General features: G+C 62.2%; 25 protein-coding genes. 11 read left to right on the forward strand and 14 right to left on the reverse strand.

Annotated features, from left to right (window positions below; genetic code table 11):
- Positions 1–33 precede the first annotated feature (33 nt).
- Positions 34–792 carry an alpha/beta hydrolase gene (locus tag GGD53_RS26365; protein WP_184459686.1) on the reverse strand — a complete coding sequence of 253 codons (759 nt, stop codon included), beginning with the start codon at positions 790–792 and terminating at the stop codon, positions 34–36.
- Positions 793–845: 53 nt separating this feature from the next.
- On the reverse strand, positions 846–2621 hold the full coding sequence (locus GGD53_RS26370) for a cytochrome c biogenesis protein DipZ (RefSeq protein WP_184459748.1): 1776 nt from the start codon (positions 2619–2621) through the stop codon (positions 846–848).
- A gap of 357 nt (positions 2622–2978) precedes the next feature.
- Between GGD53_RS26370 and GGD53_RS26375 the strand changes: the two genes are divergently transcribed.
- The 5 genes from GGD53_RS26375 to maiA all read left to right on the forward strand — a co-directional run bounded on the left by GGD53_RS26375 (position 2979) and on the right by maiA (position 7660).
- Positions 2979–4031, forward strand: a complete 1053-nt coding sequence (locus GGD53_RS26375) for an alpha/beta fold hydrolase (RefSeq protein WP_184459687.1) — start codon at positions 2979–2981, stop codon at positions 4029–4031.
- Between the two features lie 114 nt (positions 4032–4145).
- Positions 4146–4886, forward strand: coding sequence for a response regulator (locus tag GGD53_RS26380; protein ID WP_184459688.1), 741 nt, complete (start codon positions 4146–4148; stop codon positions 4884–4886).
- Positions 4883–6205 (forward strand): ATP-binding protein, encoded by a 1323-nt coding sequence (locus GGD53_RS26385; protein WP_184459689.1) that lies wholly within the window; start codon positions 4883–4885, stop codon positions 6203–6205. Before GGD53_RS26380 ends, GGD53_RS26385 begins: the two co-directional genes overlap by 4 nt.
- Positions 6206–6375: 170 nt before the next feature.
- Positions 6376–6792, forward strand: a complete 417-nt coding sequence (locus GGD53_RS26390; protein ID WP_184459690.1) for an organic hydroperoxide resistance protein — start codon at positions 6376–6378, stop codon at positions 6790–6792.
- Between the two features lie 232 nt (positions 6793–7024).
- Complete coding sequence (gene maiA / locus GGD53_RS26395) at positions 7025–7660, forward strand: maleylacetoacetate isomerase (protein ID WP_184459691.1); 636 nt, start codon at positions 7025–7027, stop codon at positions 7658–7660.
- A 46-nt stretch (positions 7661–7706) separates the two neighbouring features.
- Here maiA and GGD53_RS26400 read toward each other — a convergent pair whose 3' ends face one another.
- Together GGD53_RS26400 and GGD53_RS26405 are read right to left on the reverse strand one after the other, a co-directional pair.
- Positions 7707–8696 carry an aldo/keto reductase gene (locus GGD53_RS26400; RefSeq protein WP_184459692.1) on the reverse strand — a complete coding sequence of 330 codons (990 nt, stop codon included), beginning with the start codon at positions 8694–8696 and terminating at the stop codon, positions 7707–7709.
- A 13-nt stretch (positions 8697–8709) separates the two neighbouring features.
- Positions 8710–9105, reverse strand: coding sequence for a (R)-mandelonitrile lyase (locus GGD53_RS26405; RefSeq protein WP_184459693.1), 396 nt, complete (start codon positions 9103–9105; stop codon positions 8710–8712).
- A 125-nt stretch (positions 9106–9230) separates the two neighbouring features.
- Here GGD53_RS26405 and GGD53_RS26410 point away from each other — a divergent pair, with 125 nt between their 5' ends.
- A complete protein-coding gene (locus GGD53_RS26410; RefSeq protein WP_184459694.1) occupies positions 9231–10124 on the forward strand; it encodes a LysR family transcriptional regulator in 894 nt (297 codons plus the stop codon).
- 29 nt (positions 10125–10153) lie between these two features.
- On the opposite strand, the gene mobB is transcribed toward GGD53_RS26410, so the two are convergent.
- The 3 genes from mobB to GGD53_RS26425 are packed head-to-tail and all read right to left on the reverse strand — an operon-like array spanning position 10154 to position 12216.
- Positions 10154–10672: a molybdopterin-guanine dinucleotide biosynthesis protein B gene (gene mobB / locus GGD53_RS26415; protein WP_184459695.1), complete on the reverse strand. Its 519-nt coding sequence runs from the start codon at positions 10670–10672 to the stop codon at positions 10154–10156.
- Positions 10669–11298 (reverse strand): molybdenum cofactor guanylyltransferase MobA, encoded by a 630-nt coding sequence (gene mobA / locus GGD53_RS26420; RefSeq protein ID WP_184459749.1) that lies wholly within the window; start codon positions 11296–11298, stop codon positions 10669–10671. The genes mobB and mobA overlap by 4 nt, the downstream gene beginning before the upstream one ends.
- A gap of 9 nt (positions 11299–11307) precedes the next feature.
- Entirely contained in the window at positions 11308–12216 is a 909-nt protein-coding gene (locus tag GGD53_RS26425; RefSeq protein WP_184459696.1) for a DMT family transporter, read from the reverse strand.
- 317 nt (positions 12217–12533) lie between these two features.
- On the opposite strand from GGD53_RS26425, the gene GGD53_RS26430 reads away from it, so the two are divergent.
- Complete coding sequence (locus GGD53_RS26430; protein WP_184459697.1) at positions 12534–13301, forward strand: SDR family oxidoreductase; 768 nt, start codon at positions 12534–12536, stop codon at positions 13299–13301.
- A gap of 308 nt (positions 13302–13609) precedes the next feature.
- Here the strand turns inward: GGD53_RS26430 and GGD53_RS26435 are convergent, their stop codons facing one another.
- From GGD53_RS26435 to GGD53_RS26455, 5 genes are all read right to left on the reverse strand, one after another.
- The gene (locus tag GGD53_RS26435; RefSeq protein WP_184459698.1) at positions 13610–14392 is read right to left on the reverse strand and encodes an SDR family NAD(P)-dependent oxidoreductase; all 783 of its coding nucleotides are present in this window, start codon (positions 14390–14392) and stop codon (positions 13610–13612) included.
- Positions 14393–14577: 185 nt separating this feature from the next.
- Positions 14578–15366, reverse strand: coding sequence for an SDR family oxidoreductase (locus GGD53_RS26440; RefSeq protein WP_184459699.1), 789 nt, complete (start codon positions 15364–15366; stop codon positions 14578–14580).
- A 100-nt stretch (positions 15367–15466) separates the two neighbouring features.
- A complete protein-coding gene (locus GGD53_RS26445) occupies positions 15467–16945 on the reverse strand; it encodes an ATP-binding cassette domain-containing protein (RefSeq protein WP_184459700.1) in 1479 nt (492 codons plus the stop codon).
- A gap of 28 nt (positions 16946–16973) precedes the next feature.
- Positions 16974–17903: a sugar ABC transporter substrate-binding protein gene (locus GGD53_RS26450; protein ID WP_088681118.1), complete on the reverse strand. Its 930-nt coding sequence runs from the start codon at positions 17901–17903 to the stop codon at positions 16974–16976.
- A 117-nt stretch (positions 17904–18020) separates the two neighbouring features.
- The gene (locus GGD53_RS26455; protein ID WP_184459701.1) at positions 18021–19001 is read right to left on the reverse strand and encodes an ABC transporter permease; all 981 of its coding nucleotides are present in this window, start codon (positions 18999–19001) and stop codon (positions 18021–18023) included.
- Between the two features lie 210 nt (positions 19002–19211).
- On the opposite strand from GGD53_RS26455, the gene GGD53_RS26460 reads away from it, so the two are divergent.
- The 4 genes from GGD53_RS26460 to GGD53_RS26475 all read left to right on the forward strand — a co-directional run bounded on the left by GGD53_RS26460 (position 19212) and on the right by GGD53_RS26475 (position 23481).
- Positions 19212–20021 carry a transketolase gene (locus GGD53_RS26460; protein WP_184459702.1) on the forward strand — a complete coding sequence of 270 codons (810 nt, stop codon included), beginning with the start codon at positions 19212–19214 and terminating at the stop codon, positions 20019–20021.
- A complete protein-coding gene (locus GGD53_RS26465) occupies positions 20021–20977 on the forward strand; it encodes a transketolase family protein (RefSeq protein WP_184459703.1) in 957 nt (318 codons plus the stop codon). The genes GGD53_RS26460 and GGD53_RS26465 overlap by 1 nt, the downstream gene beginning before the upstream one ends.
- Positions 20978–21042: 65 nt before the next feature.
- Positions 21043–22509 carry an FGGY family carbohydrate kinase gene (locus GGD53_RS26470; protein ID WP_184459704.1) on the forward strand — a complete coding sequence of 489 codons (1467 nt, stop codon included), beginning with the start codon at positions 21043–21045 and terminating at the stop codon, positions 22507–22509.
- Positions 22510–22530: 21 nt separating this feature from the next.
- Positions 22531–23481 carry a sugar-binding transcriptional regulator gene (locus GGD53_RS26475; RefSeq protein WP_184459705.1) on the forward strand — a complete coding sequence of 317 codons (951 nt, stop codon included), beginning with the start codon at positions 22531–22533 and terminating at the stop codon, positions 23479–23481.
- A gap of 24 nt (positions 23482–23505) precedes the next feature.
- On the opposite strand, the gene GGD53_RS26480 is transcribed toward GGD53_RS26475, so the two are convergent.
- Together GGD53_RS26480 and GGD53_RS26485 are read right to left on the reverse strand one after the other, a co-directional pair.
- Positions 23506–24258: an ABC transporter ATP-binding protein gene (locus tag GGD53_RS26480; protein ID WP_184459706.1), complete on the reverse strand. Its 753-nt coding sequence runs from the start codon at positions 24256–24258 to the stop codon at positions 23506–23508.
- Positions 24252–25322 (reverse strand): FecCD family ABC transporter permease, encoded by a 1071-nt coding sequence (locus tag GGD53_RS26485; RefSeq protein WP_184459707.1) that lies wholly within the window; start codon positions 25320–25322, stop codon positions 24252–24254. The genes GGD53_RS26480 and GGD53_RS26485 overlap by 7 nt, the downstream gene beginning before the upstream one ends.
- Between the last annotated feature and the right edge of the window lies 1 nt (position 25323).

A 25323-nucleotide genomic window follows, 5' to 3' on the forward strand; every position in this document is an offset into this window, starting at 1 on the left:
GGAGAAGGGGAGGTGGCCTTGTCTTACCCCTCTCTATCGGCCGGCTTTCGTAGCCGCCTTTTCGATGACGTCGGCAACTTTTTCCGGCTGGGATGCGAAGACGGCGTGGCTGCCCTTGATCTCGGTCACGTCGCTGCCGGCTCGTTTGGCCATGTCACGCTCCAACTCGGGATTGATGGAGCGATCCTCGGTGGCGACGATCGACCAGCTCGGCTTCGTCCGCCATGCCGGCTCTCCGATCTTGGCTGAAAAGGCCTGCTTGGCGGCGAAGACCTGCGATCTTGCCAGGAAATCGGCTTCGGCCTTCGGCAGGTCGGCCGCGAAAGCCGCGGCGAAGGCGCCAGGGTCGAGATAGAGATATTTGCCGTCCTTCGTTTCCTTGATGTCCATGCTGCCGGCCGGCTTCGAGCTGGCGAGGCTCAGCAAGCTTTCCCCTTTGTCAGGCTGGAAGGCGGCGACATAGACGAGGCCCGCAACGCCTGGATTGTTGCCGGCTTCGGTGATGACCATGCCTCCATAGCTGTGGCCGACGAGCAGCGTCGGTCCTTCCTGGAGGTCGAGAATCCGCTTCATCGCTGCCACATCGTCATCGAGCGAGGTGAGAGGCTCCTGGACGATGGTGACGTTGAAGCCGCGCTTTTCGAGGATCTCGGTCGCTTTTCGCCATCCCGAGCCATCGGCCAGGGCGCCGTGGACGATCACGATGTTCTTGACCTCGGCAGACTCGGCCGCAAATGCGATTCCGGCGGCGGCAAATGCAAGGCTTGCGATGAAAGTCAGTTGCTTGTTCATGGGGTCACTCCTTGTGGTGATGTTGAAGGGCGGGATATGAAATGGTTCTGGGTTCAGCCGAAGGTGAAGGCGTAGGCCTGGACGCCCGGATCGAGGAAGCGGATTTCGAAGGTGCGGGCGGCGACGGTGCCGGACTGGCGAACGAGCTGGTAAAGCCGCGTTGCGGTGACCGTGCCGTTGCCGTCGGCATCGATGTCGGAGCCATGATCGGCTCCGGGCGCCTTGCCATCGAGCCTCACCTGGAAACGGACCGGTTTGGCGCCGGCACCGGGTCCGAGCACGAGATGCAGATCGCGGGCGCTGAAACAATAGGCGATGCTGCCGCCCGGCTGGTCGAGCGTTGCCTGATCCTTACCGACGGTCCAGGTGCCGGACAGGCCCCATGCGTTGATGGCGGGCTCCGCGATCGAGTAGTTCTGCGGCGTATCGGCCTGCAGCCCTTCAGGCGAGACGAAATTTTCGGCCTGTGCGTAGCCGATGTAGGTCTCGCCGGAGCGGATATTGGCGAGGTCGGGACCTGCTTCCACGCCCTTGGCGTTAGGCGCGACCGGTGCCGTTTCCACCATCTGGCTGCCGGCTTCGCGCAGTAGATCCTGGATGGCTTTTTCGGTCGTGCCGTAATTGCCTTCGCCGAAATGGTGATAGCGGATCTGACCTTTGGCATCGATCAGATAGGCGGCAGGCCAGTAGCTGTTTTCAAAGGCGCGCCAGATTTTGTAGTCATTGTCGATCGCAACCGGGTAGCCGATCTGAAAGTCGCCGACGGCCTTCTTGACGTTGTCGATCTTCTTCTCAAAGGCAAATTCCGGGGCGTGTACGCCGATGACGACCAGGCCCTGATCCGCATATTTTTCCGCCCAGGCCCTGACATAGGGAATGGTGCGAATGCAGTTGATGCAGGAATAGGTCCAGAAGTCGACGAGCACCACCTTGCCCCGCAATTGCTCCTTGGTCAGAGGCTTCGAGTTCAGCCATTCGACCGCGCCGTCGAACGAAGGCGCATAAGCTTCGACGGGCAGATCACTGCGGAAAGGTTTGCTTCCATCGGCAGCGGGAATGATCGTGTCGCTGCTCGCCGCTCCGGAGGGCGTGCCGCCGACCGGCTTGGCATGCAGCCTGTCCAGCACGGCCTGCTCCAGCGAGGCGGTGCTGGCATAGGAAAGGCGCGCCAGCAGGCTGGTGTCGAGACCGAGCGCGATCACCGCCACACCCGCCAACACCGCAGCGCCGACCGCCTGGCGGATTCGATCACCAAGGCCGAGCGAGCGCTTCATCGCGGCGAAGATCTTACCGCCGACAAGCAAGGCGACGGCAAGCGAGGTCGCAGCACCGGCGGCATAGGCGATCAAGAGGGCTGTTGTCTGCAGGTTGGCGCCCTGCAATGCCGCGCCGGTCAGCACGAGTCCGAGAATTGGTTCGGCGCAGGGCGCCCAGAGCAGGCCGGTGGCGACGCCAAGAATGAGCGCGCTCCTGACCGTCGGCGCGGTGCGTCCGCCACCGCTGGCGTTCAGAAGATTGTTGCCGAGGTCGACGATCGGGCGGGCCAGCGTGCTCGCGAAGCGCGGCGAAAGCAGGCTCGCTCCGAAGAGCCCCAGCAGGACGATCGCGGCGAGGCGGCCATATTCATTGGCGCGGATGGCCCAGCTGCCGCCGACCGCTGCAAGTGTGGCGACCAGCGCGAAAGTGGCGGCCATGCCGGCCAGCATCGGCAGCGTGCTCTTGACGAAAGGCTGGCCGGCTCGGGCGAAGACGAAGGGGAGGATAGGGAGGATGCAAGGGCTGAGAATGGTCAACACGCCTCCGAGATAGGCAATGATCAGAAGTGTCATCATCGTTTCCTTTGAAACCGATTGATCGGGCTCTGGACGGCGATGGGCCTGAACCAGCAACGGCGGGGAGATAGCCGGGCGGAGGTATCTCCGATGTGTCTGGTTTGACGGGAAAATGTACCGAACTATTGCGCTGGGCGCGGGCGATACAAAAGAATACAAACTGCCTTATCCGCAGAGACGGCGGGGAAAACTGAGATAGCCCGCCAGATGCCCTGCCGAGGTGGCGCGTTTGTATCAGAATGTATCTCGGCAGGCGGAGGTTACACTCGCATTCAAAAACTGCAGCCTGTGACATATGGGCGATACAAGCCGAACGTCATCTGAGCGCCGTGATCCATTCGACAGGAGAGACCGATGTCAGAGCAAATCAATCATTACCGCCGCCGTTTCTTCGGCATGACGGCAATCGCGCTTGCAGCCGTCGAATTCGGCGTGGCCGGCGCGGCCGCAGCCCAACAGCCGCAGTCTTCCAGCGCAGCGCTGCCTGACGTAAAGGCCGGGACCAATACGTCGTTCGAAGCGCTGAAGCAGATCAAGACCGATGTGCTCGATATCGGTTATGCCGAGGCCGGGAAGGCCGATGGCCCCGTCGTGCTGCTGCTGCACGGGTGGCCTTATGACATCTACAGCTTCGTCGACGTAGCGCCGCTGCTTGCCTCCGCCGGCTACAGAGTGATCGTGCCTTATCTGCGTGGCTACGGCACGACCCGCTTCCTCGACGACAAGACACCGCGCAACGGCCAGCCTTCGGCGCTTGCCGCCGATATGATCGCCCTGCTCGATGCGCTCAAGATTGAAAAGGCTGTTGTTGCCGGTTACGACTGGGGCGGGCGGACGGCCAACATCATGGCTGCGCTGTGGCCCGAGCGCTGCAAGGCGATGGTCTCGGTCAGCGGTTACCTGATCGGCAGCCAGGAGGCCAACAAGAAGCCGCTGCCGCCGAAGGCGGAGCTTGCCTGGTGGTACCAGTTCTACTTCGCCACCGAACGCGGCCGCCTGGGCTATCAGAGCAACACTCACGATTTCGCAAAGCTCATCTGGCAGACTGCATCACCGAAGTGGAATTTCGACGATGCGACTTTCGACAGATCGGCTGCCGCCTTCGACAATCCCGACCATGTGGAGATCGTCGTCCACAATTATCGCTGGCGCCTGGGACTTGTCGACGGCGAGGCGAAGTATGATGCCTATGAGAAGAAGCTTGCCGGCCTGCCGATGATCTCGGTGCCGACGATCACCATGGAAGGCGACGCAAACGGTGCGCCGCATCCCGAGCCTTCCGCCTATGCCGGAAAATTTTCCGGCAGGTATGAGCATCGCACGATCGGCGGCGGCATCGGCCACAACCTGCCGCAGGAGGCGCCGCAGGCTTTCGCCCAGGCGGTCATCGACGTCGATCGCTTCTGATCGGCAGCAGAGGCTCGTTGCTCGAACGGGCGGAATATGCGTAGGTCGCGTCCGGCGCTTCGACATGGCGAACGAGGCGGTGGGCGCGGCCGCAATCGTTGAGGAATGGGCAATATGGATCATGTCGACCACATCCTGATCGTCGACGACGATCGTGAAATCCGCGAGCTGGTCTCAGGCTATCTGCAGAAGAATGGCCTCAGGACCAGCATTGCCGCCGACGGGCGCCAGATGCGCAGCTTTCTGGAAGCGAATTCCGTCGACTTGATCGTGCTCGACATCATGATGCCGGGCGACGATGGGTTGGTGCTCTGCCGAGAATTGCGGTCCGGCCGGCACAAGGCGATCCCGATCCTGATGCTGACGGCCCGCACCGACGAGATGGACCGGATCCTCGGGCTGGAGATGGGCGCCGACGACTATCTGGCGAAGCCCTTTGCCGCGCGCGAGCTTCTTGCCCGTATCAAGGCGGTGCTGCGGCGCACGCGCATGCTGCCGCCCAACCTGCAGATCAGCGAGGCGGGACAATTGCTGACCTTCGGCGACTGGAGGCTCGATACCGTCGCCCGTCACCTGCTCGACAAGGATGGGACCGCGATTGCGCTGAGCGGCGCCGAATATCGCCTGCTTCGTGTCTTCATCGACCATCCGCAGCGCGTGCTCAACCGCGACCAGCTTTTGAGCCTGACGCAGGGCCGTGACGCCGAACTCTTCGATCGCTCGATCGATCTTCTTGTCAGCCGCCTGCGGCAGCGTCTCGGGGACGATGCGCGCGAGCCGACCTATATCAAGACGGTGCGCAGCGAAGGTTATGTCTTCTCGGTTCCGGTCGAAATTTCGGAGCCGCGCCAATGAGAGCCGATATCCCCATCCTGTTGGGCCTGATGTGGCCGAGAACGCTCAGATCGCGGATCTTTGTCATTCTTTTGATCGGCCTGGCCTTCGCCTACGGTCTCTCCTTCAGCGTTCTCTACATGGAGCGCTACATGTCGGCCAAGGCGGTGATGCTCGGCACGCTGGAGAATGACGTTGCGACATCGATCGCCGTTCTCGACCGGCTTCCGGCAAGTGAGCGCGGCGACCTTCTGGACTGGCTGAGCCGCGGCAACTACCGCTTCGAACTCGGGCCCGGCCTGGCCGGTGTGTCCGACAGCTCCAGCAAGGCGAGGGAGATCGCAGGAAAGATAGAGGCGGCCGCCGGACATCGCTTTCCCATCCGCATCGAACGGATTCCGGGTGAGGTGAACCGGCTGCAGGCGCATCTGACGCTGAGCGACGGAACGCCTCTGACGATCGATGTCACGCCGAGAGGCATCATGCCGATCGCCGCATGGCTGCCCTATGTCTTCGCCGTCCAGATGCTGCTCCTCATCCTCTGCACCTGGTTTGCCGTCCGCCAGGCGATCCGGCCGCTCGGCGAACTCGCTGCTGCCGCCGATGCACTCGATCCTGATAAGGACGGTCAGGCTTTGAGTGAGGCCGGGCCGAGCGAGGTGGCGCATGCGGCAAGAGCATTCAATGCGATGCGAGAGAGGATCGCCCACTATCTCGAGGAACGGGTGCAGATATTGGCGGCGATCTCGCACGATCTTCAGACGCCGATCACCCGCATGCGGCTGCGCGCCGACATGGCGGAGGAGTCACCCGAGAAGGACAAGCTGGTGCATGATCTCTCCGAGATCCAGCGTCTCGTCCAGGACGGCATCGCCTATGCGCGCAGCGCCCACGGCAGCGGAGAGAAGAATGCTCGCATCGACCTCGCTTCTTTCATCGACAGCATAGCCTACGACTACCAGGACACCGGAAAGGCCGTCACGGTCGTCGGGCTGGTTGAAGGCGCAGCCTTCACCAGGCCGCACGCTCTTCGCCGTATCCTGTCGAATTTCATCGACAATGCCTTGAAGTTTGCCGGCGCCGCCGAGATCAGCGTCGAGCGCGGCGCTGACAACGCCGTCGTCATCAGCGTCATGGATCGCGGGCCCGGCATTCCGGATGATATGCTCCAAGCCGCGATGCAGCCCTTCTTCCGGCTCGAGCAATCCCGCAACCGGGAGACGGGGGGCACAGGTCTCGGGCTGGCAATTGCCCAGCAGCTGACGGCGAAGATCGGCGGATCTCTGAAGCTCTACAATCGCTCCGGCGGCGGACTGGTGGCTGAAGTCACTATTCGGTGACGTGAGAATGTTTTGTACGGGAAAATGTCCTGGACGCCGCATGCTACATTTTGTGACACTTCGGCCGTTTCCGGAAACATGCCGGATATATCGGTCCGTCAAACCACACTCCGTCAACCCGGCCGCAGCAGCGGCCAGTCGCATGAGGCGACGCAACAAGGAGTGTTTCCATGACCAAGATCGACAAGGTCCTCTATACCGGCAAGACCCGCACCACCGGCGGGCGCGATGGCGCCTCGCAGAGCGATGACGGAGAGCTGGACATCAAGCTCTCGCCTCCCGGCAGCTCCCGCGCCGGCACCAATCCCGAACAGCTTTTCGCAGCCGGCTGGTCGGCCTGCTTCATCGGCGCGATCGGCATTGCCGCCGGCAAGTTGAAGGTCAAGGTGCCGGCAGAGACCGCCGTGAATGCCGAGGTCGATCTCGGCACGACCGATGGCGATTATTTCCTGCAGGCCCGTCTCAAGGTCAGCCTGCCTGGTATTGAAGCGGATGTCGCAAAGGCGCTCGTCGATGAGGCGCACCGGACCTGCCCCTATTCGAAGGCGACACGCGGCAATATCCAGGTCGAATTGAGCATTGCCTGACTGGCAGGAGCCGAAAGCAAAAAGAGGCGAGGCCGGTCGGGGCCTCGCCGACGGAGGATTAAATGAGATTGATGATCATCTGCGTCCTGGGAGCGGCAGTGTTTGCCGCGCCCTGCATCTACGACATTCGCTCGCAGGAACCTTCGCCGCTTGCAGGCCTCGTGAAAGCGGCATCGGCAACTTCTGCGGCGCAAGGGCGGCTACTCATCCGAGACCATCAGGAAGAAAGACAATGAAGCTCTATCAGAACGAGATCTCATCGGCGACGTCGCGGGTCAGGATCGCGCTCGCCCTGAAGGGGCTGACGGCCGAGGCGCTGCCGGTCACCATTCTTGGCGAGGAGGCCGAGAGCCGGCAGGCCGGATATCGCAGCGTCAACCCGCAAGGGCTGGTACCGGCCTTGCTGACCGATAGCGGCGTGCTCATCACCCAGTCGCTGGCGATCGTCGAATATCTCGACGAAATCAAGCCTGAGCCGCCGCTGTTGCCTCAAACGGCGGAAGGCAGGGCGCTGGCCCGCTCGATCGCGCTTGCCATCGCAGCCGAGATCCATGCGCTGCTGCCGCCGCGGATCGGCCTGCATCTCAAAAGCACTTTCAACGCCGATGCCGATGCGGTCGCCGCGTGGAGCCGTCATTGGGTCGGTGAGGGAATGGCGGCCGTGGAGAGGATGATTGCCGGCCGCCGGCAAGGCGCCTTCGCAGTCGGCGACCGGCCAAGCATTGCCGATATCTTCCTTTTTCCGCAAGCGGTCAGCGCCCGGCGCATGGGCTTCGATCTCGTCCGGTGGCCGAATATCGCGGCGATTGTCGCCAAGCTGGAGGCGATCCCGGCTTTCCACGAGAACGCCCCGGCGCCCCGACGGTGATGCGGTCAATGAAGAAGCGGCCGTCAAGAGGTGGCCGCTTCTCTTCTCAGCGGTTGACCCTTGCCTGCAGATGCGCGGGATACCGGTCGCCTTCCACCTTAATGGTGGCGAGTGCGCTTTCGATATTAGCGAGATCCTCGGCCGTCAACTCGACCTCGGCGGCCCGGATGTTCTCCTCCAGGCGATGCAGCTTGGTGGTGCCGGGGATCGGCACGATCCAAGGCTTTTGCGCCAGCAGCCAAGCCAGGGCGACCTGGGCCGAGGTGGCCTTCTTGTGCGCGGCGATCTCTGCCAGGAGATCGACGAACGCCTGGTTGGCCTTTCGCGCTTCCTGAGAAAAGCGCGGCACGATGTTGCGGAAGTCCTTGCTGTCGAAGGTGGTGGTTTCGCTGATCGCGCCGGTGAGGAAGCCCTTGCCGAGCGGGCTGAACGGCACGAAACCGATACCGAGCTCTTCGAGCGTCGGCAGGATTTCCTGCTCCGGCTCACGCCACCACAGCGAATATTCGCTCTGCAGCGCCGTCACCGGCTGGACGGCATGGGCACGGCGGATCGTCTGCACGCCCGCTTCCGAGAGACCGAAATGCTTCACCTTACCCTCTGAAATCAATGCCTTGACCGTGCCTGCAACATCTTCGATCGGAACATCCGGATCGACGCGATGCTGGTAGAACAGATCGATGACATCGGTCTTCAAGCGCCTCAGCGCTTGGTCGGCAACCGCGCGGATCTGCTCCGGCCGGCTGTTCATGCCGCTCTGGCCGCCATTGGCATCGAAGTTGAAGCCGAATTTGGTGGCGACCACCACCTGGTCGCGGAAGGGAGCGAGCGCCTCTCCCAAAAGCTCTTCGTTCTTATAGGGTCCATAGGCCTCGGCAGTGTCGAAGAAGGTCACGCCGCGCTCGAACGCCTGTCGGATCAGCGCGATCGCGTCGCGCGTGTCGGTCGCAGGGCCGTAGCCGTAGCTCAGTCCCATGCAGCCGAGACCGATGGCCGAGACCCCAAGTCCGCTCTTTCCCAGTTCACGAGTCTGCATGGTCGTTTCCTTTCTAAGCCTGATATTGGGCGTCGGTGACAGGTTCCATCCAGTCGACGACCTTGCCGTCAATGTGTTCCTGGACGGCGATATGGGTCACTGCCGTCGTCGGCGCTGCGCCATGCCAGTGGCGCTCCCCCGGCGCGAAGTGGATGACGTCGCCGGGGCGGATTTCTTCGACGGGGCCGCCTTCGCGTTGGACGCGGCCGCAGCCCGATGTGACGACCAGCGTCTGGCCGAGCGGATGCGTGTGCCAGACAGTGCGGGCGCCGGGCTCGAAAGTGACGCTGGCGCCGGCGGCGCGGGCGGGGTCGATCGCCGCAAACAAAGGATCGATGCGCACGTTGCCCGTAAACCACTCGACAGGTCCCTTGGCCGAAGGCTGCGAGCCATTTCGCTTGATGTCCATCTTGTCTTCCTTCCCTTATCGGAATGACGCCGTCCGGCGAACTTGCTGTGACAGGATAGTTAGCGCGTGCGCTTGGTTTCGATTAGATGGTATAAACGACAAGAACCCATGAGGAATTTTCATAAATGTCGCGCCCTGCCGTCAACGATCTTATCGCTTTCCTCGCCGTTGCCCGGGCGCAAAGCTTCACCAAGGCCGCGGGCAAGCTGGGTGTTTCACAGTCAGCGCTCAGCCACACCATCCGCGGGCTTGAGGAGCGGTTGGGTCTGAGATTGCTGACACGGACGACGCGCAGCGTCTCGCCGACGGAGGCCGGCGAGCGCCTGCTCCTTTCCATCGGGCCGCGGTTGGATGAGATCGAAAGCGAGCTGGCCGCATTGAGCGCTTTTCGGGACAAGCCGGCGGGCACGATCCGCATCAATGCGGGCGAACACGCAGCCGATTTCGTCCTATGGCCCGTCCTGGAAAAGCTCCTGCCGAATTATCCCGACGTCAATGTCGAGATCATTGTCGATTATGGCCTGACGGACATCGTTGCGGAACGTTACGACGCCGGCGTGCGGCTGGGGGAGCAGGTGGCGAAGGACATGATTGCCGTCCGCATCGGCCCCGACATGCGCATGGCTGTGGTCGGTACGCCCGCCTATTTCAGCCAAAGGCCGAAGCCGCTGACGCCGCAGGATCTGACCGATCATAATTGCATCAATCTGCGCCTGCCTACCTATGGCGGCGTTTATGCGTGGGAGTTCGAGAAGGACGGACGTGAGCTCAAGGTTCGGGTCGACGGGCAACTGGTCTTCAATAACATCGCGCTTCGGCTGAGCGCGGTTTTGGCGGGGATGGGACTTGCCTTTCTGCCGGAGGAACTGGTCGAGGCGCCTCTGGCCGAGGGGCGGCTGGTGCGTGTCCTCCAAGACTGGTGTCCGCCGTTTCCGGGCTACCATCTCTACTATCCGAGCCGCCGGCATACCTCGCCGGCATTTGCTCTTGTCATCGATGCGCTTCGCTACAGAGGATAGATCTCGTCGCCGGCCGGATCCGAGACCCTCTATCGGATCTCTTCAAGCCCGACGGTCGCTGCGATGAAATCGGCAATGGCGCCTGTGTCGTCGAGATCGAAGACGGGCAGGGACGTGTCCGTGACGGTGTGATCGGCGGCGATCGCGCAGATATGGCGATCGCTCGGCGCCAGCGGTTCGCGGTTGGCGGCTTCCAGGCGGCGAGCCTCGATCTTTGGGATCGGCTCGCGCTTGTAGCCTTCGATCAGTACGAGATCGCAGGGGGCAAGCCGCGCGAGGATTTCCTCGAACTCGGGTTCGGGGGCGCCGCGGAGCTCATGCATGATGGCGTAACGCGTGCCGGAGACGATGGTGACCTCGTGGGCGCCGGCCTGGCGGTGGCGGTAGCTGTCGGCTCCGACCTTGTCGATGTCGAAATCGTGATGCGCATGCTTGATCGTCGAGATCCGGTAGCCGCGGCGGGTGAACTCCGTCACCAGCCGGACGGCAAGCCCTGTTTTGCCCGAGTTCTTCCAGCCGGCGATGCCGAAGATTTTCGGTGCGGTCATATGCGCAGGGCCTCCAGCCAGCGTTGCGCCTCGATGAGATCATCCGGCGTGTTGATGTTGAAGAAGGGGTCGAGCAGGCTGGCGCGGGTCGGATGCAGCGGAAACGCCACTTCCGTAACGTCATGCCGCAACAGGAAGTCGCGCACGCGGCGTTTCTCGTCGGTAGCGATCCACGCTTCCAGATCGGCCGCCAGTGTCACCGGCCAGAGACCGAAGACAGGATGACTGCGGCCCGCGGAGGTGGCAACAGCGATCTGCGACGGGCGCTCCAGGGCAGCGGCCAGGCGGGCGACGAGATCGATGGGAAAGAACGGGCAATCTACAGAGACGGTGACGACATGGGTAATCGCCGGAAGGCCGGCGCCGTAGACCATGGCCGCGTGGATGCCGGCCATCGGCCCGGCCTTGCCAGGAATGCGGTCGGGAACCGCGGGCACGTCCTCGGCGACTGCGTCGGCGTTAACGGCAACTGAGATGACCTGCGGCGAGAGACGGAACAGTACATGGCGGAGCAGGCTGTCGGTTCCGAGCATCACCTCCGCCTTGTCGCGACCCATTCGTTGCGAGCGGCCGCCGGCCAGCACGACGCCTGCTATATCGGATCTGTCGAGCGGGAATTCAGTCATCATCCTGCCTCAAACCGGTGAGCGCGGCACCGATTCCTGCGCGGTCGGGGGCACGCGGCGCTTGGCTTCACGATAGAACGTATAGAGGCCGGAAGCGATGACGATTGCGGCGCCCAAAAGCGTCCAGCTGTCGGGCACTTCGGCGAAGAAGAAAAAGCCGAGCAGCGAGGAGAAGATCAGGCTGGTATAGCGGAACGGCGCAACGAAGGAGATTTCGCCGGTGCGCATGGCGAGAATGACCGACTGGTAGCCGACGAGCACCAGCACCGAGGCGAGCAGGAGATGTCCAAGGGAAGTCGCGCTGACCGGCTGCCAGCCGCCGAGTACGGGGATGAGAAGCGCGCCGAAGAAGGAGATGGAGGTCGCGGTGATGACGGTGATCATCAACGACGGAATCTCCGGATCGATCGAGCGGGTGGCGAGATCGCGGCCGGCCGTCGTCAGCACCGCGGCAACGCAGAGGAGGGCGGCGGCGGTGAATCCTTCCGGTCCGGGGCGGATGATGATCATAACCCCGACAAGACCGACTGTTATCGCCGACCAGCGCCGCCAGCCGACGGGTTCGTTGAAGAAGAGCGCGGCACCAAAGGTGACGACCAGCGGCAGCGATTGCAGGATCGCCGAGGCATTGGCGATCGGCATCATGCCGAGTGCGGTGATATAGGTGACGGCGGAAAACATCTCGCAGATGATGCGCAGGATAATGATCGGCTGCAGCACGACGCGCCAGGAGCGCAGAGCGCCCATTTTCCTGGCGATGAGATAGACGAGCAGGCTGGTGAAGAGGCCGCGCAGGAACATGATCTCGCCGGCATTCATATAGGCGACCACCGATTTGGAGAGAGCATCGCTCGCGGAAAAGCCGGCCATCGCCATGCTCATATAGATGGCGCCCTCAGTATTGCGTGACCGCGGCATGAAGAGATTCCCGTTACCTGTGCGCCCCTTCTTAGTCGGGAAGATACGTGAAGGGAATCGAATGAATGTCACACCCGGGATAAATCGATGATGCGACGCACAATGGTGCTGACGTGACGGCAGGCGCCTCTGCGGAAACTGCGGCAACTTACCGTTTTATCTGACGAATTCGGTATTTCGGATATGCACACCGAGGGCACTGATCCAACCAAGACCATCTGCCATCGGCGGATTTTGTTTCTGCGCGCGGGAAACGGGTGGCTGCACCGTCAGATGTTTGAGATCTGGGACGTCTCAACAACTGGGGAGAAACGGATATGACACTTCTTAACGCTAAAACCGCGATCATCACCGGCGCAAGCTCGGGCATCGGCCGCGCGGCGGCGAAGGTTTTTGCACGGCAAGGCGCGAAGCTGGTGATCAACGGCCGGCGGCAGGATGCACTCGATGCCGTCGTCGCCGAAATCGAAGCGGAGGGCGGAGAGGCGGTCGCTGTTGCCGGCGATGTCAGGGACGAGGCGCTGCAGGAAAGACTGGCCGAAACGGCGGTCTCGCGTTTCAGCAAACTCGATATCGCCTTCAACAATGCCGGCGGTCTTGGCGAGATGGGGCCGGTTGGCGGACTGTCGCTGGAGGGCTGGCGCGAGACGATCGAGACCAATCTGACCGCCGCCTTCCTCGGCGCCAAACACCAGTCGGCGGCAATGGGAGAGGGTGGCGGTTCGCTGATCTTCACCTCCACCTTCGTCGGCTACACCGCCGGCATGCCCGGCATGGGCGCCTATGCGGCGAGCAAGGCCGGTTTGATCGGTCTCGTGCAGGTGCTCGCCGCCGAACTCGCGTCACGCAACATCCGCGTCAACGCCCTTCTGCCCGGCGGCACCGATACGCCCGCCAGCATCACCAACGCTCCTGACGCGACGCCGGAAGTGCTTGCCTTCGTCAACGGGCTGCATGCGCTGAAGCGCATGGCTCGGCCGGAAGAGATCGCCAATGCGGCGTTGTTTCTGGCGTCGGATCTATCGAGTTTCGTGACGGGGACGGCGATGCTGGCGGATGGCGGGGTGTCGATCAGCCGGACGTAGGGTTTATGACGGGGGGCGGTTCATTTTGTCGTGGCAATGAAAGAGGTGCCGTGTAGCCCCCTCATCTGCCTGCCGGCATCTTCTCCCCGCTGGGGAGAAGGGACTCGTGGCAGCGCCTCGCTCGATTTGAGACGTTTGCGGTAGGTGTGGCCACCGTGCGGCTTGCTCACCCTTCGCCCCAGCGGGGAGAAGATGCCCGTAGGGCAGATGAGGGGGGTGAGGAGCGGCAGCGACGAACGCCTTGAGCGGCAAGCGAAAGGCAGATGGCCGCTTCAGGTTTCAGCTTCAGTGCCGCCCCAAGTTCCCGCCTACGACATAATCAACCCGCCATCGACATTGATCGTCTGACCGGTGATATAAGCAGCGTCGTCGCTGGCGAGGAAAGTCACCAGGCCGGCGACGTCCTCGCCGGAGCCGGCGCGTTTCATCGGGATGCCTTCGACCCATTCCTTCATCAGTTCGCCGGGGCCGTAGTTTCCGAGCAGTTTGCCCCAGGCCTGGTCGTTATAGGCCCACATGTCGGTCTCGATGATGCCGGGGCAGAAGGCGTTGACGGTGATGTCTTCGGTCGCGACTTCCTTGGCCAGGCTCTGGGTGATGCCGACGACGCCCATTTTCGAGGCGGCATAATGCGGCGTGTAGATGAAGCCGTCGCGGGCTTGGCCGGAGGCGGTGTTGATGATGCGGCCGCCGCGCCTGTGCTTGCGCATTCTTGCAATGGCCTCCTGGGCGCAGAGGAAAACGCCCTTGGTGTTGACGGCCATGACCTTATCCCACTCGTTTTCCGTCAGGTCCTCGACGCGGGCGATGGTGATGACACCGGCATTCTGGATCGAGACGTCGACCGCGCCGAATTCCTTTTCGGCCGCATCGTAGAGCGCTTTGACGCTCGCCTTGTCGGTGACGTCGCCGATGAAGGAGATCGCCTTGCCGCCTTCGGCCCTGATCTGCTCGGCAACGCCGTGGACCAGATCCTCATTGGCCGAGACGACGAGATTGGCGCCTTCGCGGGCAAAGCGCCTGGCGATCGCAGCGCCGATACCGCGGCTGCCCCCGGTTATGACGACGGTCTTTTGCTCAAAGCGTTTCATGGTCTTTCCTTGGATCCTTCGATAAACAGCAAATCTCGGCGCAACCGCCCGTTCGACCGGCGTGAAGGGCGGCAGACGGCGATATTGCACGCCGTCGCCTGTTGGTCCCTTCAGCCTCGATCTCAGCCAGGGAGGAAGCGAGACCGTTTCATTTTCCAGCGGCCGGCAATGAGCCTTCTAAGGCATCACCAGCAGCAGAAACCGCCATCGACGAGAAGATCGACGCCGGTCACGAAACTTGCCGCATTCGACAGCAAGAACACCGCCGGACCGACGATCTCGTCGACCGTCGCCATCCGCTGCATCGGCGTCTGCTCTTCGAAGAGCTTCGTCTGGTGGACCATCTCCGGACGGGTGTTCATGGGCGTTGCCGTATAGCCGGGGGAGATGGTGTTGACGCGAATGCCGCGGTCGACCCATTCCATGGCCATGGACTTCGACATATGGATGACGCCCGCCTTGGAGGCGTTGTAATGCGCCTGGCTCAGCCCCCGGTTGACGATCACACCGGACATGGAGGCGATGTTGACGATCGAGCCGCGTCCATTCTTCAACATGGCGCGGGCCTCGGCCTGGCAGGACAGGAATATGCCTTTGAGGTTGATATCCATCAACGTCTGATACTGATCTTCCTCCATCTCCTCCGCCGGTTTGGCGTTGGCGATGCCGGCAGCGTTGACGGCAAGCGTCAGCGCGCCGAGATTGGCTTCGGTCCGTGAGACGGCATCTGCAAGGGAGGATTTGTTCGTGACGTCAGCCGCGATCTCAATCGAGCGGCGGCTGGCGGCGCGGATATGTTCGGCTGTCCTCGCCAGTCCGTCGTCGGTCCGGCGGTCGAGCAGGGCCACGTCGGCGCCGCATTGCGCAAGGCCGATGGCAATGCGCTGCCCGATGCCGCTCCCGGCGCCGGTAACGATGGCCACCTGGCCGCTGAGATCGAAAAGCTTCGGGGCGTTCAGAGTGATGTCGGACACCGCTCTTCCTTTCTCTGTTGTTTTGTTTTCACGCAATTCCCGGCAAAAGTGCTTCGCGCTTTGCCTGGCAAAACCGCTGCACACTTTTGCTGGAATTGCTTTAGATGGTAGCTAGCTCCATGACCGAAACGTCATTTGCCTCGTCACGATTGAGGATCCCCGCCTGCTTGCCCTGCGCAAGCACGAGAATGCGATTGGAGACGCCGAGAACTTCCTCGAGGTCCGAGCTGACGACGATGACCGCCACGCCCTGTTTGGCAAGATTGACGATGATGTCGTAGATGCCGGCGCGGGCGCCGACGTCGATGCCTCTCGTCGGTTCGTCGAGCACGACGACCTTGGGATCGCGCGTGAGCCACTTGGCGATCACGACCTTCTGCTGGTTGCCGCCTGATAGGTCCGAGGCGTACTGCTCGGCGCGGCCCTTGACGCCGAATTTGGCAACGGCCTTCTCCGCGAACGAGCGTTTGATACGCGGCGTAATCCAACCACCGCCCAGTTTGTCGAGATTGGCGTAGATAATGTTCTCGCTGATCCGGTGCCCGACGATCAGGCCCTGTTCCTTGCGGTCTTCCGGGACCATCACCAAGCCCTTGGCGATTGCGTCCGCCGGATCGCGCAGCCTCAGTTCCTCGCCTTCCAGCGTGATCGAACCTGCACTGATCGGATCTGCTCCCGAAATCGCACGCACCAGTTCGGTGCGGCCGGCGCCGACCAATCCGGCGATGCCGAGAATTTCCCCGGCGCGCACCTCGAAGCTAACGTCACGGAATGAGTTGTCTGGCGAGCTTAGCCCGGACACTTGAAGTACCGGACGGTCTGTCGGGATCGGCAGGGCAGGGAACAAGCGGTCGAGCGGACGTCCGACCATGCTTTCGACAATCGTTCGCACCGGGGTGGCGCTGTCTGAGAATTCCTGCACCCGTTCCCCGTCGCGAAGAACGACGATTCGGTCGGTGATCTGCTTGATCTCTTCCATACGGTGGGAAATGTAGACGATGCCGACGCCTTCCGACCGGAGCTTGCGAACCTGTTCGAAGAGAGCTTCGGTTTCTGCGCCGCCAAGGGCGGCTGTCGGCTCATCGAGGATCAGGAGCTTTGCATTGAGAGCCAGCGCCTTGGCGATCTCGATAAGTTGCTGATTTGCCGTGGAAAGGCCTGCGACCTTCCGCGTTGCGGGTATGTGAAGGTTCAAGCGGGCGAGCTGATCCTGGGCCCGGCGAACCATCTGGGCGCGGTCGACGACGCCGTTCTTCATCGGCCAGCGGCCGATGAAGACGTTTTCCGCGATCGACAGCTGCGGCAGAAGCTGCAGTTCCTGATGGATCAGGACAACGCCCTTGTCGATCGCTTCCCGTGGGGTGGCCGGGGCATAAGGCTGCCCCAGCCATGTCATCGATCCTTCGGAGGGCGTGCGGGATCCGGCGATAATGCCCGACAGCGTCGACTTGCCCGCTCCGTTTTCACCGAGAAGTGCAACCACTTCGCCCGGATAGACGTCCAAGCTGACATCCTTCAGAACCTGGAGCGGCCCATACCACTTGGATATGCCTCTCAGGGAAAGAACGGGTTCAGTCACGGCACACCTCCTCGAGATCTTCAGTTCATTACGGATGGTTGGCGATGAAGCCTGCCACGTTTTCCTTGGTGGTCAGCGTGGCATCCATCAGCTGGACCGGAGGCACCTTTTCGCCGGCGACAAGCTTGGCGGCATTTTCAACCGCGTCGCGGCCCATCTTCTGCGTCTGCTGTGTCGCCGTTACATTGAAGACGCCCTTGCTGAGGGCTTCGAGTGCTGCGGTGTCGCCGTCGAAGCCGCCGACCACGATCTTCTGCGACGGGTTGGCGACCTTGATCGCCTGCGCGGCGCCGAGTGCGAGACCGTCGGCCTGGGCGAATACGATCGAAACGTCCGGGTTTGCCTGCAGCATGTTCTGCATGATCTGGAAGCCTTCGTCCTGGCTCCAGATGTTGGAGAACTGCTCGGCGACGACCTTCACGTCAGGATACGCTTTCAGGGATTCACCGCAACCCTTCGAGCGATCGACTTCCGGCGTCGTGCCCTTCTGGCCATGGATGATGACCATCTTACCCTTGCCGCCGGCTTCCTTCAGGATGTAGTCGCAGACAGCCTTGGCGGAGGCGACGGAATCCGTTGCAAGGAATGTATCGCCCGGTGCTCCCTCGGCGTTGCGGTCAACGTTTACGACCGGGATGCCGGCGCTTTTCGCGAGCTTGACCGGAACGCTTGCAGCGGCCGCACCTGCAGGAATGTAGATCAGCGCGTCGATTTTCTGGGTCAGCAGATCCTGGATCTGGTTGACCTGCGTCGGCCCGTCGCCCTTTGCGTCGACCGTGATGACTTCGATGCCGCGCTTCTTGGCTTCGGCCTCGACCGATTGCTTGATCTGGTTGAAGAAGTTTGCCTGAAGGTTGGCAACGGCGAGGCCCAGCTTCTTCAGTTCCGCCGCGTGTACGGGACCGAGCATGAGACCGAGCAGTGCAGCAGACGCGAGCATGGTGCGCGCTATTTTCATTGTATTTCCTCCGTTGTTTGATGGAACCCTCGGGTATGTCCTCCCCCTCGGGGTATTGATCCGCCCCAAACTCCCGGGGCGGAATTCCAGGCCCGCCAACGCGGCGGACGCCGTTCGTCAGGCGCGACGCCGACGAATGGTCTCCGCCCCCACCGCAAGGACGATAACGATGCCGATGATCACCTGCTGCAGGAACGGCGAGACGTTGAGAAGATTGAGGCCGTTGCGCAGCACACCGATGATCAGAACGCCGATCAGCGTTCCGCCGATGCCGCCGGCGCCACCGGAAAGCGAAGTTCCGCCGATGACGACTGCGGCGATGGTGTCCAGTTCGTAACCCAGACCACTGGACGGCTGGACGGAATCCAGCCGGGCGGCGAGCACGACGCCGGCAAGTCCTGCAAGGACGGCACTCATGACGTAGACGCCGATCGTCACCAGCGGGACGTTGATGCCGGCCAGGCGCGCGACTTCGGCGTTTCCGCCGACCGCATAGAGCATGCGGCCTTCGGACCGGAAGTGCAGGAAAAGCCAGGCCGCAAGAACCACCGCCAGCATCAGAAAGACCGTGGCTGTCATGACGCCGAAATGGCGATCGATCGCCAGCATCATGAACCAGTCGGGAAAGCCGACGATCTGCTGGCCGTCGGTGATCATGTTTGCAACGCCGCGGGCGGCCGACATCATTGCCAGAGTGGCGATAAAGGCCGGAACTTTGAACTGCGTCACCAGAAGCCCGACGATCAGGCCCGATATCGCCGAAGCGATCAGCGCAAAGGCGATGCCGACGGGCAGCGGCAGACCGGCGACGTTGGCGGTCCAGCCCATGACCATCATCGCCAGCGCGAGCGCCGAGCCGACGGAGAGATCGATGCCGCCGATCAGGATGACGAAGGTCATGCCGACGGCCATGATGCCGAGAACGGTGATCTGGTCGAGGATGTTGAGGCCGTTTCGAACCGAAAGAAACGTGTCTGTGCTGACGCTCAGAAAGACGCACAGCACGAGCAGTCCGACGAGTGGGCCGGTCGCTCCCTTGAGCTTGCTCAACCACGCACCGGACGAAAGCCTGTGTTCATTGATATCGAGCGCCACCATTGCTCCTCCCTCTGCGTAGGCCTGTATCCGATATTTGTCCAGGTTAGAATAATTATTCACGCCTGCTGGAAAATTCATTAACAAGTTGCTTTCCGGCTGTCAACAAGATTTCATCTGCACATGTTCTTGCTACTTAGCATAATGGGCTTGACTAATCGGGTTCTTGTGCAAAAATATTGAGTATTGAATATTTATGCACACGAGGAATCGATGGATACGACAGAACTTGAGCGCATCGCCCGCGAGATCCGATTGCGCGATCTTCAGGCGGTCTTTGAAGCGGGTGCCGGCCATATCGGCGGGGAAATGTCGGTCATCGACATTTTGACGGCGCTCTATTTTCGTGTGCTGAATGTCTGGCCGGATCAGCCGAAACATCCCGACCGTGACCGGTTCGTTCTTTCAAAGGGACATACGGCATGCGCTCTCTATGTGACGCTCGCAAAACGCGGCTTCATCCCAGAGGAGGAGATTTCCACCTTCCTGCAGCCCCATTCGAGGCTGAACGGGCACCCGAACTGCAACAAGGTTCCGGGCGTCGAAACGAATACCGGACCGCTCGGCCATGGTCTTCCGGTCGCAATCGGAATGGCGAAAGCCGCCAAGCTCTCGGGCGCTCAATATCACACCTATGTCGTCACCGGCGACGGTGAGATGCAGGAGGGCTCCAATTGGGAAGCGATCATGGCGGCAGCCCAGTTCAAGCTCGACAACTTGACGCTGGTCATCGACCACAACAGGTTCCAGCAGGGCGCTGCGCTGGCCGAAACCAACGATCTCGCGCCGCTTCGTCCGAAGCTTGAAGCCTTCGATTGGGAGGTCACCGAGATCAACGGCAACACGATGAGCGAAATCGTTCCTGCTCTCGAACACCGGGGGCCAAGACCGCATTGCATCGTCGCCCATACCAACAAGGGCCATGGAATCTCGTTCATGCAGGACCGGGTCGACTGGCACCACAAGGTGCCGAGCAAAGAACAATACGAAATCGCATTGGCAGAATTGTCGGAGGCCCTGTAATGAACGCGCCAATCAACCCACCCAAGCTCTATGATTGCCGCGACGCATTCGCCGCCACCCTGGAGCGGTTGGCAACTGAAAACGAGAAGATCGTTGCCGTCTGCAACGACTCCGTCGGCTCCTCCAAGCTCGGCGGCTTCAAGTCGAAATTCCCCGAACGCCTCGTCAATGTCGGCATCGCAGAGCAGAACATGGTTGGCGTTGGGGCAGGCCTCGCCAATGGCGGACGTCTTCCGTTCGTGTGCGCTGCCGCTCCATTTCTGACGGGGCGGTCGCTGGAGCAGATCAAGGCCGACATTTCCTACTCGAACGCCAACGTCAAACTGGTCGGCATCTCCTCCGGCATGGCCTATGGCGAACTCGGCCCGACCCATCACTCGATCGAAGACTTCGCCTGGACGCGGGTTCTGCCCAATCTTCCGGTCATTGCGCCTTGTGACCGCATCGAAACCGCTGCTGCCGTTGCCTGGGCCTCGACCTATGACGGGCCTTGCTTCCTGCGTCTGTCACGGGTCGGCGTGCCCGACCTGCTTCCGGAAGGCCACAAGTTCGAACTTGGCAAGGCAAATCTGCTTCGCCAGGGTTCCGACGTCACCCTGATTGCCAACGGCACTTTGACCCATCGAATCTTGAAGGCTGCCGAAATCCTTGCAGAACGCGGCATCAATGCCAGGGTGCTCAATCTTGCAACGGTTCGTCCGATCGACGAAGAGGCTATCATCACTGCCGCCAGGGAAACCGGCGCGATCGTGACCGCCGAAGAGCATTCGATCTTTGGCGGGCTCGGCTCGGCGGTCGCCGAGGTGGTGGTCGACAATGCTCCGGTGCCGATGAAGCGTCTCGGCGTTCCCGGCGTCTATGCCCCCACAGGTTCGGCAGAGTTCCTGCTCGACGAATTCGGGATGGCGCCGGCCGCAATCGCCGACGCCGCGCAGGCGCTGATCAAGCGCAAGTAACTGGGATCATCAGCGGCTGATACGCTTTTGCCGTTTCGGCCGTCACCTGATCCGGGGAGGATGGAATGCGGGCAATTCTGGCAATCGACCAGGGCACGACCAATTCAAAGGCAGTTCTGGTTTCCGAGACGGGAGAAATCGTCGGCAGAGGGTCGGCGCCTGTCGGCATCTCCTATCCCAAACCGGGCTGGGTCGAACAAGACCCGCGCCGGCTTTACGCCTCGGTCTGCGAAGCGGTCGAGGCCTGCCTGAGGGCCGGCCCCAATGTGGCGATCGAGGCCGTGGCCATTTCCAACCAGCGCGAGTCGGTCACGGCCTGGGACGCCGACACCGGAGAAGCGCTTGGACCGGTGGTCAGCTGGCAGTGCCGCCGAACGGCGCAGGATTGCGAACGTCTCGTTGCCGAAGGCCGGCTTGACCGGGTGCAGGCGCTCACCGGCCTGCCATTGGATCCGATGTTTCCCGGTTCGAAATTCCGCTGGCTGCTCGACCGTATTGCGGCCGGGCGATCGGTGCGGCTGGGAACGATCGACAGCTGGCTCGTCCACTGCCTGACGGGCGGGCGCCGGCATGTCTGCGACGCGTCGAATGCCGCCAGAAGCCAGTTGTTCGATCTCAGGGAGCAGAGATGGAGCGAGGAGCTCGGCGAGATTTTCGGCGTCGATATCGCGCTGCTGCCCGAGGTGCTCGACAGCTCCGCCGATTTCGGCAGAACGCAAGGATTGCCGGGGGTGCCTGACGGTACGCCCATCATGGCCGCGATCGGGGACAGCCATGCCGCCCTGTTCGGTCATGGGGCCTTCAAGCCGGGCGACGGCAAGGTGACTTTCGGAACCGGCTCTTCGGTCATGACGACGCTTTCGCACTTCATTCCTCCACGCAACGGCGTCACGACAACCGTTGCATGGCGTATCAGGGGGAAGCCGACTTTCGCTTTCGAAGGCAATATTCTCGTTTGCGCCGCCAGTCTTCCATGGATGGCCGATATTCTCGGCCTTGCGGATGTGGCGGCGCTTGTCGAACTTGCGGCGAGCGCCGAGCCGGGCGGCCCTGGCTTCGTGCCGGCATTCGTGGGGCTGGGGGCGCCTTACTGGAATGCCGATGCCCGCGCCCTGTTCTCCCAGATCAACTTCAATACGACACGTGCGCAGATGGCCCGGTCGGTGACCGATTCCATCGCCTTGCAGGTGCATGACGTGATCGCCGCCATGCGGACACAGAGCGGCGGCGCGCTCGGCGCGATCTATGTGGATGGCGGGCCGAGCCAGAACCGCTTCCTGATGCAGTGTGTCGCCAACCTCATCGAACATCCCGTGATCCAATGCGAAGCGCCCGAGGCGTCGGCTCTGGGCGCTGCCTATCTAGCGGGACTGTCAATCGGCTTGTGGAGCGATCTCGATATTGTCGCGGCGCTGCCGCGAAACACGCAAAGCATCGAGCCGCAACCCGTCGATCGCGTGGGACTTCTCGAGACCTGGAATGATGCGCTCGCCCGCTCGACGTCCCGCGAAACAAAGGCTAAAGGTGAATAAAAATTCACTCTGGGATTAGCGATGACTCGCCTCAACGAACTCCGCCTCATTTCAAGGGTCGCCCAGATGTACCACATAGAAGGGCGGCGACAGGCGGAGATCGCAGAGCACCTTCGCCTGTCGCAGGCGACGGTGTCGCGCATGCTGAAGCGCGCCGAGGCTGAGGACATCGTGCGAACCAGCGTGATCCCTCCCGTCGGCACCTATAGCGAGCTCGAGGGCGCGCTTCGCGAGAAATACGATCTGCCGGAGGCGATCGTCGTCGAGTGCACGGAAGACCGGGACGGCGCCATCATGGCCCGTATTGGAGAGGCTGCGGCTCATCTCCTGGAGGTGACGCTTTCGCCAGGAGAGATCATCGGCGTTTCGAGCTGGAGCCAGACCATTTTCAAGATGGTCGAGAATATCCATCCTTCGAAGAGCGCTCAGGTGAAATACGTCGTCCAGACCCTTGGAGGCATGGGCGATCCTTCGGTGCAGACGCATGCGACGCAGCTGACCACGCGGCTTGCACGGCTGACCGGCGCCGAGCCGAAACTGCTCCCCGTGCAGGGCGTGACGACGTCAAGGGAGGCAAAACTTCTGATGCAGGCCGACCCGTTCGTCCGCGAGACGATGGATCTCTTCGGCAGCATAACGCTGGCGATCGTCGGCATCGGTGCCGTCGAACCCTCCGAACTTCTCGCCCGCTCCGGCAACATTTTTTCCTCCCGCGAACTCTCCGATCTCGCGGAAGCGGGCGCCGTCGGCGACATCTCGCTTCGCTTCTTCGATAAGAACGGCAAGCCGGTCAAGACGCCGCTTGATGATCGGGTCATCGGGCTTCCGCTCGAGGATCTCGAACGGGTGGACCGGGTGATTGCTCTTGCCGGCGGGTCCAAAAAGACCGACGCCATCGCCGGTGCGCTCCGCGTTGGGGTCATCGACATGCTTGTCACCGACAAGTTTACCGCGCAGCGGTTGATCGACTGACGGGGTAGGGTGGTTTGGTCGGCCTCAATGCGCCGTCCCATCCACGATCACATGATCATGGTCCAGCGAGCATTTCTCGATCCGGGCTTCGACCCTGTAGATCTCCCGCAGCATCTCCGCCGTGACCACATCCCTCGGCGCGCCGCAGGCGCGCATGCGGCCGTTGGCGATGACCAGCACCTTGTCGGCGAAGCGCAATGCCTGGTTGAGGTCGTGGATGGCGATCAGGACCAGCATGCCTTTGGCGCGCGCTCGGCGTCGCATGAAATCAAGGACTTCAACCTGGCGGTGGAGATCGAGGGCGCTTGTGGGTTCATCCATCAGCATGATTTCAGGTTCGCGCACCAGCGCCTGGGCGATCGAGACGAGCTGGCGCTGGCCGCCGGAGAGGGCGCCGAGATCGCGGAAGGCGATGGCTGATATGTCGAGCGCTGCCATGATCTCGTCGATGAAGCTGAGGTCGCCGTCGCCGACCGACCAGGACTGGCCCTGCTTGCGGGCGAGCAGGATGGATTCGTAGACGGTCAGCACCGCATTGGCCGAGGTGTCCTGCGGCATGTAGCTGATGGCGTTTTTCGCCTTCGAACCCTCGACGACGACATGGCCGGGGCCCTTGAGCAGGCCGGTGATGCGCTTGAAGAGCGTCGACTTGCCGGCGGCGTTCGGGCCGATTACCGCGACGATCTCGCCTGACTTCATCACCGGCGTCGTTACGTCTTCGACGAAGAGCTTACGGCCGTGATAGGCGCCGACCGACTGCAACTGAAGCGCTACCATGACCGGCTCCTGTTCGAGAGGATGAGCGAGAAGAAGAAGGGCACGCCGACCAGCGCGGTGATGATGCCGATCGGGAAGACGACGCCGGGGATGATCGACTTCGAGACGATCGAGGTCAGCGACAGCAGCAATGCGCCCGAGAGGATCGAGCCCGGCAGGAAGAAGCGCTGGTCCTCGCCGAGAATCATGCGCGCGATGTGCGGCCCGACGAGGCCGACGAAGCCGATGGTGCCGACGAAGCTCACCGGCACTGCGGCCAGCAGCGAGACGACGAGCATGGTTTCCAGCCGGATGCGACGGACATTGACGCCGAAGCTTGCCGCCTTGTCCTCGCCGAGGCGGATGGCGGTCAGCGCCCAGGCATTGCGGGCAAAGAGCGGCAGTGCAGCCAGCAGCACGGCGAGCGTCACCCAGATCTTCGGCCATGTCGCCTTGGTGAGGCTGCCCATCGTCCAGAAGACGACAGCCGAGAGCGCCTGTTCGGAGGCGAGATATTGCAGGAAGGCGAGGGCCGCATTGAAGGTGAAAACCAGGGCGATGCCGAGCAGCACCACCGTCTGCACCGAGACGCCGCGGGCCTGCGAGACGAAATGGATGAAAAGTGTGGCGATCAGCGCCATGATGAAGGCGTTGACCGGCACCAGCAGGCCTGCCGCCACGGGCAGAAGCGGAACGCTGGTGACGATCGCCAGGGCCGCGCCGAAGCTTGCCGCCGCCGAGATGCCTAAGGTGAAGGGGCTGGCGAGCGGATTGGCAAGGATCGTCTGCATCTGCGCGCCGGCGACGGAGAGCGAGGCGCCGACGACGATCGCCATGACGGCGACCGGCATGCGGATATCCCAGACGACGGCGCGGATCTGATCCGAAACAGAAGACGGGTCGAGAAGGGCGGAGACGACCTCGCCGAGACTATAGCGGGCCGGCCCCCAGGCGAGATCGATGGCGAAGGACAGGCAGAGCGCCGCCGTCATGGCGAAAAGGATCAGCAGCTTGCGCCGGGCGAGGGCGCGGTAGCGCTCCCTCCCGGCTTCTGCGTCGATCGAATGTGCGGCGATCTCGGCCATT

The sequence above is a fragment of the Rhizobium aethiopicum genome, from assembly GCF_014197535.1.
GTDB classification, from domain to species: domain Bacteria; phylum Pseudomonadota; class Alphaproteobacteria; order Rhizobiales; family Rhizobiaceae; genus Rhizobium; species Rhizobium aethiopicum_A.

Coding starts and splice junctions, on each gene's coding strand:
- GGD53_RS26365 (WP_184459686.1), bottom strand. CDS start 792: ATGAACAAGCAACTGACTTTCATCGCAAGCCTTGCATTTGCCGCCGCC.
- GGD53_RS26370 (WP_184459748.1), bottom strand. CDS start 2,621: ATGACACTTCTGATCATTGCCTATCTCGGAGGCGTGTTGACCATTCTC.
- GGD53_RS26375 (WP_184459687.1), top strand. CDS start 2,979: ATGTCAGAGCAAATCAATCATTACCGCCGCCGTTTCTTCGGCATGACG.
- GGD53_RS26380 (WP_184459688.1), top strand. CDS start 4,146: ATGGATCATGTCGACCACATCCTGATCGTCGACGACGATCGTGAAATC.
- GGD53_RS26385 (WP_184459689.1), top strand. CDS start 4,883: ATGAGAGCCGATATCCCCATCCTGTTGGGCCTGATGTGGCCGAGAACG.
- GGD53_RS26390 (WP_184459690.1), top strand. CDS start 6,376: ATGACCAAGATCGACAAGGTCCTCTATACCGGCAAGACCCGCACCACC.
- maiA (WP_184459691.1), top strand. CDS start 7,025: ATGAAGCTCTATCAGAACGAGATCTCATCGGCGACGTCGCGGGTCAGG.
- GGD53_RS26400 (WP_184459692.1), bottom strand. CDS start 8,696: ATGCAGACTCGTGAACTGGGAAAGAGCGGACTTGGGGTCTCGGCCATC.
- GGD53_RS26405 (WP_184459693.1), bottom strand. CDS start 9,105: ATGGACATCAAGCGAAATGGCTCGCAGCCTTCGGCCAAGGGACCTGTC.
- GGD53_RS26410 (WP_184459694.1), top strand. CDS start 9,231: ATGTCGCGCCCTGCCGTCAACGATCTTATCGCTTTCCTCGCCGTTGCC.
- mobB (WP_184459695.1), bottom strand. CDS start 10,672: ATGACCGCACCGAAAATCTTCGGCATCGCCGGCTGGAAGAACTCGGGC.
- mobA (WP_184459749.1), bottom strand. CDS start 11,298: ATGACTGAATTCCCGCTCGACAGATCCGATATAGCAGGCGTCGTGCTG.
- GGD53_RS26425 (WP_184459696.1), bottom strand. CDS start 12,216: ATGCCGCGGTCACGCAATACTGAGGGCGCCATCTATATGAGCATGGCG.
- GGD53_RS26430 (WP_184459697.1), top strand. CDS start 12,534: ATGACACTTCTTAACGCTAAAACCGCGATCATCACCGGCGCAAGCTCG.
- GGD53_RS26435 (WP_184459698.1), bottom strand. CDS start 14,392: ATGAAACGCTTTGAGCAAAAGACCGTCGTCATAACCGGGGGCAGCCGC.
- GGD53_RS26450 (WP_088681118.1), bottom strand. CDS start 17,903: ATGAAAATAGCGCGCACCATGCTCGCGTCTGCTGCACTGCTCGGTCTC.
- GGD53_RS26455 (WP_184459701.1), bottom strand. CDS start 19,001: ATGGTGGCGCTCGATATCAATGAACACAGGCTTTCGTCCGGTGCGTGG.
- GGD53_RS26460 (WP_184459702.1), top strand. CDS start 19,212: ATGGATACGACAGAACTTGAGCGCATCGCCCGCGAGATCCGATTGCGC.
- GGD53_RS26465 (WP_184459703.1), top strand. CDS start 20,021: ATGAACGCGCCAATCAACCCACCCAAGCTCTATGATTGCCGCGACGCA.
- GGD53_RS26470 (WP_184459704.1), top strand. CDS start 21,043: ATGCGGGCAATTCTGGCAATCGACCAGGGCACGACCAATTCAAAGGCA.
- GGD53_RS26475 (WP_184459705.1), top strand. CDS start 22,531: ATGACTCGCCTCAACGAACTCCGCCTCATTTCAAGGGTCGCCCAGATG.
- GGD53_RS26480 (WP_184459706.1), bottom strand. CDS start 24,258: ATGGTAGCGCTTCAGTTGCAGTCGGTCGGCGCCTATCACGGCCGTAAG.
- GGD53_RS26485 (WP_184459707.1), bottom strand. CDS start 25,322: ATGGCCGAGATCGCCGCACATTCGATCGACGCAGAAGCCGGGAGGGAG.